Below are 10,063 nucleotides of genomic sequence, written 5' to 3'. Positions count from 1 at the left end.
CATTGCTACGCAGAGACCTGGCTATTTTCCTGCTGTCCACCGCATCCGTCTTCTGAAGACGTTCCTTCTGGCTGGTGGAGACATCTGCCGGATTAACCACTATATTCTGTATTCCCATTGCAACCAGTTTATAATGTGCCCAGAAGCCACTGAAACCGGCTTCATAGGCTGACAGATAGTTTCCGTTGGGAAAATGAGAATGAAGATAAGAGGACAGGGCTTCCGGACTCGGGGGCTGAACGAATGTCTTGTGGTGGAGATGCCCGCTCAGGATACTTACTGTCCAACTCTTCAAATGCACATCAATTCCTACGTAAATATTTTGTCCTTCAAAATTTAATGTGTTACTTTGTTTACGCATAAAGTCATAGGTTTTATTAAGTTATTTCTTTCATTTACAAATTTAATAATTCTCTTGGCTTTATGCTATTTTGCTAGCACATTACAAACATAGGAACTAAGCCTATATTTTCATTGAAGATCTGAAAATATAGGCTGTGTTATCCTGTTAACGTCTTTTTATCACATGTTTTACCAGTTCGGGTTCTGCGGATAAGGAGTACCGGTAGTTACGCGGTCAATCTGTGTCTGAGGAATCGGACGTAACCAATGGCGTTCCGGAAGAATGTTTTCCTTAGCCAGTCCGTCATCGTATTTCTTTACCCTTTCCATTAAAGTACCAGTACGTGCAAGGTCTGCCCAACGGCAATGCTCCGCCAGCAATTCGCGCGTACGTTCTTCCAGGATATAATCCAATGTAACATCGTTGGGCTGGATGTCCAATGCACCTGACTCACATGTTTCCTTATTGCGGGCACGTTCGCGGATGACGTTGATGTATTTGGCGGCATTTACATTGTCACCTAATTTGAAAGCCGCTTCTGCTGCCAGCAGGTAAGTCTCTCCTAAACGGAATATATTGTACGACCGGTCCGTATTGTCATTAGGCATGGTACGGGTCTTGTCTAGGAATTTCGTTATGGTCGGGAAAATGGCACGCCCGTTATATGCATCGGGTGTAAAGATAATGTAATGGTTTCCGGAACGGTTCTGGGTCTTGGCACGAATTTCCTCGGCAGACATGTAATAGCCCGGATAATAAATTGCCGTATCTCCCACTACTGAATAATCCCAATCGAATGTTTCTTCCACTCCGTCTATGGTATAACTGATTTGACCTCCTTCTTGGGTTTTGGTTGCATACCAGACTTTTTGGAACGTTGCATCATAACGGGTATCTTTATCACGGTTATTGAATGTGTCGTACGTATATTGTGTCGGGTTAAACCACGAGTAGCAACGTCCGTCATTCAGGTTCCGTTCGCCCAAGTAGGCATCATAACCGTTGACGAAATAGTGGTTCAGCGTGCTTCTTCCTCCATACGTATTATCATCGTCCCAGTCCATACGTGCAACGAAAAGTACTTCCGTATTTGACAATGAAGGTGCATCAAAAGCTTCATCGAACAGGTCCGCATAGTTATCCATTAGTTTCAGACCCAAAGAAGGAGCCTCTTCAATCAGTTGGGTCGCTTCATCGTATGCCAGCCGATAATATTCCTGTGCTTTCGTCGGGTCATAATATTTAGTCTGTGTATTTCCTTCATAGGCAGGATTGGAAGGATTCTTGTCGTATGCCCATGCCAGTGTCAGATATACACGTGCCAGCAAATGGCGGGCAGCTGCAGCCGATGCGCGTCCCGATTCCAGATTATCCTGTTGCGGACTGGGTTTGCACAATCTTTTGGCATCTATCAGGTCGGGGATAATTACTTCCTCATACGCCTTGAGCATATCATGCCGGTCGGCAGAAGTGCTTGGATTGGCATTATAGGTTGTGGTTACCGTTACGTCACCGAACTGTTCCACCAAGTGGAAGTAATTGAATGCCCGCAAGAACTTCGCTTCCCCCAGGTATTGGTCCCTTATTTCGGGTGTAAGGACATTGGTGCTGACATCTACGTTTCCGGCATTTTCTATCATGTAGTTCAATGTGTTGATTTGAATGTAAGCATCGTTCCATAGCTTGCGGGGATATTCATTGTTCGAGTTATAATTGGCACGGTCATAAACGGCCAGGTCACGGGTACGGTTACTTCCCGTTACATTGTTTTTGATTTCATCTGTACCCGGATTCATCAAGCCGTGAATGCCTTCTTCGGCACTGTACATCGAACGGATATTGGCATATACAGAGTTAAGCGCCATGCTGTAACCTTCCGGAGTTCCCATGAAATCCTGAAGTACGTTGGAATGGTTTTCTTCTTCCAGAAAATCGGAACATCCTGTTGCAAAGGCAACAAATGCCGAGAGTGTTATTGCAGATAATACTTTTTTCATACGTCAATAGTTTAATCGTTAATTAGAAAGATAAATTCAGTCCGACAATGAAGGAACGGGTCGGAGGAGTGGTCAGGTTAATCGTGCTGGTTGTTTCCGGATCGATACCTCCGTCTTCCCGGTATTCTTTGCTGAACCATGTGTACAGATTGTTTCCGGTAACATAGATGCGTGCCGACTGGATGTTGGCTTTCGTTGTAACCGCTTTAGGAAGGGTATAACCTAACGTGAAGTTTCTTAATTTCAGGTAAGAACCGTCATAGCGTGCCAGTAATCCTTTGTTGCTGACTGTGCCTGTCGTAGGTTTGGGCCAGCGTGCATCTGTATTTTCAGGAGTCCAATAATCTACATTCAGGTTATTGTATCCTCCTTGCAACGTATTCATCCAACCATTATGCATGTCTGAAGTAATGGTACCTCCGCAACGGAATGTCCACAAGAATGAAAGGTCGAAACCTTTCCAGGCGAAACGGTTGTTGATACCTCCTTCAAACTTTGGAGCGCGTTTGCCGATAAATACTTTATCGTCATCATTAATAACCTGAGTTGCTTTCGGGGTTACACCGTCTGCTTCGTAGTCTACATGGTGATTTTTAATTTTGACGGTACCGATTACCGAATTAGGTCCGGATGTAGCATAGCCGAATGTTTCTGCCAAAGCACGGTCTTCCGGAGTATCTTGCCACAATCCGTCTGCTTCCAGTGAATAAATCACCCAACGGTCTTGTCCGACAAACCAGTTGTTGTTAATATCCGCCTCAATTCCTTCGCCGATACTCATAATGGTATTACGGTTTCCGAAAATATTCAGGTCTGTCTCCCATGAGAACCGGTCTTGTCCATCACCCATAATATTGACAGTTGTCACATTAAATTCAATGCCTCGGTTTCGGGTTTTACCCAAATTGGTCAGGTAAGAAGAAGAATAGCCGGAAGTAGAAGGCAGGCTGACCGGCAGAAGCAAATCGCTGGTATTTTGTTGGTACCACTCGATAGAGCCGTTGATGCGGTTATTCCAGAATCCGAAATCAATACCTACGTTCCAGGTTTCGGTATTCTCCCACCCCAGGCTGGTATCGGGAACTGAACTTGGACGTACACCCATAACACCGGTATTGCCTAACAGGTATTTGCTTCCGGTATCCAGTCGTGCCATAGTCTGGTATGCGCTGATTGCCGTACTTCCTACATTACCCCAACTGAGACGGAATTTTAATCCGGACAATACATTGGGATTGATATCCTGCATAAAGTTTTCGTGCATGATGTTCCAGCCCAATGCGACCGAAGGGAAAGCATGCCATTTGTTGCCTTCTGCCAGACGGGACGAACCATCATAACGTACGGTAGCTGTAAGCAGGTATTTGTCTGCATAGTTATAATTCAGACGTCCCATCCATGAAAGTAATGCCCATTTCTCATAACTTCCGCTGCCTGTAACATCACTCTGTGCCAATCCCGGATTGTAATACAGGATGTTGTCGTCGTAGTAATCTCTTCCGTCTACGCCATTCGATGTATATTCACGCTGTTGGGCACTGAACAATCCTGTCAGGTTAATGTTGTGTACCTCATTGAAGGTATAATCCCATGTTACGATGTTTTCCAGCGTATAGTCGACGGTATGTCCGTAACCTCCTGATGAATAGTCCAGTCCTCCCATTTGCTTGGTCGTATTGGTTCCATAGAATTTACCCCACGAATTATATTTCAAGGTAACACCTCCATTGAAACGGTACTTGATACCGAACGGGAACTGAATTTCAGCATAACCGGTCGTGAAAGTGGAAAGACTTTTATCGTCGTCTACAGCTGCATTTTCCTGCAAATCTTGCAAAGGATTCCATACGTTCTGTCCGCTGCCCGGCAGGTAAGTACGCAAATGTCCTTCGCTATCATAAGGGGTTGTGAAAGGAGAGGCACGTAATGCCATTTCCATGGGATTCAGGTCATCACCTTTACTCATGACATAGGTGTTCAATGTAGAGAATCCGACTTTCAACCAACTGTTAATCTGGCTGTCCAGCGATAATTTGGCAGTCAGACGTTCAAAACTGTGTGCCTCGTAATTGTTTTCACCCCGATAGTAACCGATAGAGGCGTTATAGGTCGTGCGTTCATTACCTCCGTTCAATGACACCTGATGATTGGTTGTCATTCCGTTACGGAAAATTAAGTCTTGCCAGTCTGTATCGGTTCCGGCAAAGTAACCTTCCATTTCTTCCTGGTCACGGAATACATCGCCCACGCGCATCAGGTTCGGATCATCAATGCCTGTATAATTATCAGGATTGGCATTGTAGGTCGCCCATTTTTTCAGCGTGATGTATTCTTCGCTGTTCATTATGTCGAACTGCTTGATTGCAGTAATGACACCGTAATATCCGCTATAACTTACGTTCGTCTTGCCTTTGGTACCCCGCTTGGTCGTTATCAGAATTACTCCGTTGGCACCGCGTGAACCATAGATAGCGGTTGCGGATGCATCTTTCAGGATACTGATACTCTCTACATCATCGTTGTTGATTTCATTCAGATTACCGGAAAATGGAATTCCGTCCACTACAATCAATGCTTCATTACTTGCGTTGATAGAACGTTCACCACGGATACGGATTTGCGGTGTAGCTCCCGGGTGGGTATTTCCCCCTGCCATTTGAACATCTACACCGGCTGCCAAACCTTGCAATGCCGCACCGATGTTGGCAACAGGAGCTTGATGCAATGCCTCGCTTTTGACGTTCACCATAGCACCGGTAATGTCTGATTTCTTTTGTGAACCATATCCTACCACTACTACTTCATCTAGTGTTTTTGTATCCTCCTCCAAAGTAACATTGAGAAAAGAACCGGTTACTTTTACTTCTTTAGACTGATAGCCAAGAAATGAAATCTGAAGGACATCGCCTCGTTTGGCGTTGATGTTAAAACCTCCGTCTAAGTCTGAAATGACTCCCACGGTTGTACCTTTTACAATGACATTGGCTCCGATAATCGGCTCTCCTGTCGAATCTGTCACCTTGCCTTTGGTTTGTATGGCCTGGTCTGCTGCCATTACCACATGGGCATTGCTGAATGATAAAAATGCCATAAGCAGCATCAAAAAGAAATGTGTCTTTCGTACGTCCATAATACTAAATTTAAAAACGTGTTTATTATCTGAATTGTTATTTCGCTTTTTTTGTCTTTTCCAACTATGAATATTGGAACCCCCCAACGGTATGTCAAGACGAATTTTGAATCATCATGGAATGTGTTTAAGGTTTGACTTTGTTTTTCTGATTGCGAAATTATACTAAAATGAACAAAACCATGTGGTGAGACATGCCAAAAATATATGTAATACGGCTTTCAGACGGTTTTATACAAAATTGGCGAACATGAATACAAAGCGTGAAATAGGAAGAAAGGTTATAAATGAGAATTTCGCTATCTTTGTCGATGTAATGCAAATATCATCTTTATTATGGAGCAAATATTTAGAATGCTGGGGATTATTTTATGGATGTGGTGTCCAATAATTCATATAACAAATGTATATGGAAATAATCTGAAACAACTTTCTAATACGGATGGTTTGTCGAATAATGCTGTACTTTCCTTGTATCAGGATTACGACGGACTTCTTTGGTTGGGTACCTGTGACGGACTGAACCTGTATGACGGATTGAATATACGTCCTTTTACCTTATCGGAAGGTAAAAATCTGTCCGGTAATATCATCGAGAATATTCTTGAAACAGACAGGGGTACTTTATGGATACAGACCAATTACGGGCTTGACAAGATTAATAAATACACACGCAGCATAACCAGTTATACCCAGTTTCAAGGAGGATATTTGTTGAAAAAAAGTCCGAAGAATGACATTTTCATTCTGTCTGAAAGAAATATATTGTACTATATTCTGCATGATACGGAGGAGTTTAGGCAACTGTCCATTCCGCAAATTGACCAAAACGACATTCTCAATGTATATATCGATGAACGTCATTTATGGGTGTTTACATCCAAAGGAATCGTGAAACACCGGTTAAAAGACGACAATAAACAGCATTATACAATCGATGAAAGCCGGCTGGTAGAAAACACCCCATTAAAGTATGTTTTTCTGAAAGATACAACAATCTATTTTATAGATCAGCAGAATACTTTATACAAATACCATACAGATACGGAACGCAAAGAGTATATAATTACCCTAAAAAAAGAAATCAGTGAACGTGGAATTATATCGGACATTATTGAGCATAAAGGTACTTTTTTTATTTCCTTTCAGACAAACGGAGTTTTGAAAGTAACATTACAAGGACAAAATGGAGCTTATCGGACGGAAGACCTGGGAATCCAATCGGGAATATTCCGCTTATTAAACGACCGCAATCAGGATATCGTATGGATTGCTACCGATGGGCAAGGCATTTACCTGTGCACCAATGAGCGTTATTCTCTTCAGTCTATTACTTATAATGAATTGAATTTACGAACAGCTAAACCGGTACGTTCCGTTTACTTGGATGAAGAGCACACTCTTTGGCTGGGAACAAAAGGAGAAGGCATCCTTCGGATACGCGATTTTATTCCTTTTCAACATACGCAGGATTATCATACGGAACTGATAACTACTCATAACAGCTTGTTAAATGACAATTCCGTCTATGCTTTTGCTGAAAGTAAACGTCCTCTGTTCTGGATAGGTAGTGATGCCGGCATCAATTATTATTCGTATGTAACGAAACGTATAGAGAAAGTTCCGACAGAGGAACCTATTCAATATGTACATGCCATTTACGAAGAAGGAGATTCTGTATTGTGGATAGCTACGGTAGGTACAGGGATTATACGTGCCCGTATTCATGGGACACCGTCACAACCGCGTTTGACAGACATTACCCGTTATACGATTGACAATGGTAACTTCTCATCCAATTATTTCTTCACGCTTACTTGCGATAAAGAAGGGGTATTATGGTTCGGCAATCGTGGATATGGCGTATTCAAGATGGAAAACGGCAGATTGAGTGCTCATTCGTTGAAGAATCATTATGCGGACAAGACTGCCAACGATATATTTTCTATTATCAAAGAAGATAGTATCTTATGGTTAGGTACCAGCTATGGATTCATCAGGCAAACTTCTCGGGAGGAACAATGTTTTAATAAGAAAGATGGTTTTCAGAATAGTACAATACATACATTGCTGCAAGATAATAGCGGCAATGTGTGGATGTCTACCAATGGAGGGCTGGTGCGTTTTCATACCCAACGGCAAAGCATCCAGAATTATAACCAGCATAACGGATTGAAAGTGATAGAATACAGTGACGGAGCTTCCTTCAAGAAAGAGGATGCCTTGTTTTTTGGAGGCATCAACGGATTGGTCATCGTGCGTGAGAATCCGGCTTATTCTGCTTCTGAAGAATATACTCCTCCGGTCAGCTTTACCCGTTTGAGCATTTTAGGGCAAGAACAGAATCGGTACGATTATATCCGGCAGGATAAGGAAGGTAATTCCCGTTTGGAGCTGGACTATACTCAAAACTATTTCAGCATTTCGTTTTTTGCTATGGATTACATCAACTCCAACAATTATTCATATCTGTATAAAATAGAGAATGAAAAGGACAAATGGATAGATAATGGATTGTCTAACACGGTTTCTTTCACCCAACTGTCTCCCGGAAACTATACGTTGCAGGTCAAATACAAGAATAAAATCAGCGGTAAGGAAAGTCCGGTTTATACCATGCATATTTATATCTGTCCACCTTGGTATTTATCAAATGCGGCAATCGGATTCTATTCCTTCCTGGTAATGGTCGGCATATTGTTGCTCATCAGGACAGGGGTCAGAAAACAGAAAAGAAAACACATACGCATGGTCCGTAAGTTGGAACAGGCACATAAAGAAGAAGTGTATGAAGAGAAACTCCGCTTCTTTACCAATATAACTCACGAGTTCTGTACCCCACTTACGTTGATGTACGGTCCTTGCGAGCGTATTTTAGCTTATGCGAATACGGATACGTATATACGGAAATATGTTACGCTTATCAAGCAGAATGCGGAACGGCTCAATTCACTGATTCAGGAAGTGATTGATTTCCGGCGTATGGAAACCGGACATAAAAGCAGAAAAGTGGAATGTATTGCTATCAGCAATTTATGCAATGACATTGTGGCTTCGTTTTCGGATTTGGCAGAACAGAACTCCATTCATCTGGAAAACCGGATAGCCGCTGATGTGCAATGGAATACAGACTACAGCTGTTTCACGAAGATAGCTAATAATTTAATTTCCAATGCATTCAAGTATACTCGGACAGGAGGAACAATACGCATTACATTGGATATTGTGGAAAAACAATTGCAATTGTCCGTTTTCAATACGGGGGAAGGCATTAAAAAAGAAAACATGCCTCTTGTCTTCAACCGATATTGCATATTAGACAATATGGAAGAGAATGCCGTAAAGGGACTGTCTTCCCGCAATGGGTTGGGAATGGCTATCTGTCACAGCATGGTAGAGTTGCTGGAAGGCAGAATAGCAATCCAGAGTGAAGTGAACCAATATGCGGAATTTATCGTAACCTTGCCTGAATTACCTTTATCCGAAATGGAAGGAACGATTAGAACCGATGAATGCCAGACCGAAACCGGAAATACCCCTGTCCTTACGAATCGGATTTCCATTACAGAACAATTGCCACAGCCTTCAGTCACTTCTGACAAGCAGCGAGAAAAAATACTTGTCATAGATGATAACGTAGAAATCCTGATGCTGATACAAGACTCACTGTCTGATAATTATCAGGTGATAACGGCAGAAAATGGAGAAAAAGGGTTGGAATTGCTGACGAAAGAAGAACCGGCATTGATTGTCACAGACATAATGATGCCTGGTACGGACGGTATAGAATTGACCAGACAAATCAAAAAGAACAGGCATACTATGCACATTCCTTTGATAATGTTATCCGCACGAAATACGAGCGAAGAAAAAATTGAAGGGCTGCAATCGGGTGCTGATGCGTATATTGAAAAACCGTTCAATATCGGTTATCTGAAAGCTGTCATTGCCCGTATGATTGAAAACAAGAATATAATCAGAGAATATTATCATTCATCGGCTTGCGCTTACGAATTTACTAACGGGCAACTGATGCAAAAAGAAGACAAGGATTTCTTACAATCCATTACGGAATTTATTGCCAACAATATGGACAATACCGATTTGAGTCCGGAAGACTTGGCGGCACACATGCAAATCAGTGTCCGTAATCTGTACCGGAAATTTAAGGAACTGGAACAGCTTTCGCCTAAAGACTTTATCAAGGATTATCGGATTTTGTTTGCTGCCCAACTTTTGTGTACGACAAATCTGACTGTACAGGAAATCATGTATCGGTGCGGTTTCGGAAACCGGTCACATTTCTATAAAGAATTTGATAAGAAATTTCATGAAACTCCCAAAGAGTATCGGAATCAGCACAGACAGAAAGATGAATCTTTTGACGGAAAAGACAATATGTCACCTGTGTAAGTTGTAATATCGTCAACGTATCTACATCACAAAAGAATGAAGAGGAGTCAAACCTTTGGTTGTGCATTGGAATTGTATCCTGTTTGAAGACAGCTCTCTTTTATGGTTTTGTTATCAAGAACATAAAAGGAAGTTGGTTGAAAACAGATTCTGAAACGGTCAAAAAAACATATGGATACA

The 10,063-nt window shown here is 42.1% G+C and carries 4 protein-coding genes; 1 reads left to right on the top strand and 3 read right to left on the bottom strand.

Translation table 11 applies throughout. From position 1 onward, the window contains the following. The 3 genes from B5F25_RS08870 to B5F25_RS08860 form a co-directional block, all read right to left on the bottom strand. Window positions 1–361: transposase (locus B5F25_RS08870; RefSeq protein WP_140406897.1), on the bottom strand; the 361-nt coding region annotated here is incomplete at its 3' end. Window positions 362–531: 170 nt separating this feature from the next. Beyond that, entirely contained in the window at window positions 532–2,340 is a 1,809-nt protein-coding gene (locus tag B5F25_RS08865) for a RagB/SusD family nutrient uptake outer membrane protein (RefSeq protein ID WP_087249005.1), read from the bottom strand. A 22-nt stretch (window positions 2,341–2,362) separates the two neighbouring features. Continuing rightward, window positions 2,363–5,470: a TonB-dependent receptor gene (locus tag B5F25_RS08860; RefSeq protein WP_087249003.1), complete on the bottom strand. Its 3,108-nt coding sequence runs from the start codon at window positions 5,468–5,470 to the stop codon at window positions 2,363–2,365. A gap of 336 nt (window positions 5,471–5,806) precedes the next feature. On the opposite strand from B5F25_RS08860, the gene B5F25_RS08855 reads away from it, so the two are divergent. Then, window positions 5,807–9,883, top strand: a complete 4,077-nt coding sequence (locus B5F25_RS08855) for a hybrid sensor histidine kinase/response regulator transcription factor (protein ID WP_087249001.1) — start codon at window positions 5,807–5,809, stop codon at window positions 9,881–9,883. Window positions 9,884–10,063 lie beyond the last annotated feature (180 nt).

This window comes from Bacteroides sp. An19 (assembly GCF_002160215.1).
Classification (GTDB): domain Bacteria; phylum Bacteroidota; class Bacteroidia; order Bacteroidales; family Bacteroidaceae; genus Phocaeicola; species Phocaeicola intestinalis.
This window is presented reverse-complemented; position numbering and strand designations above follow the sequence as displayed.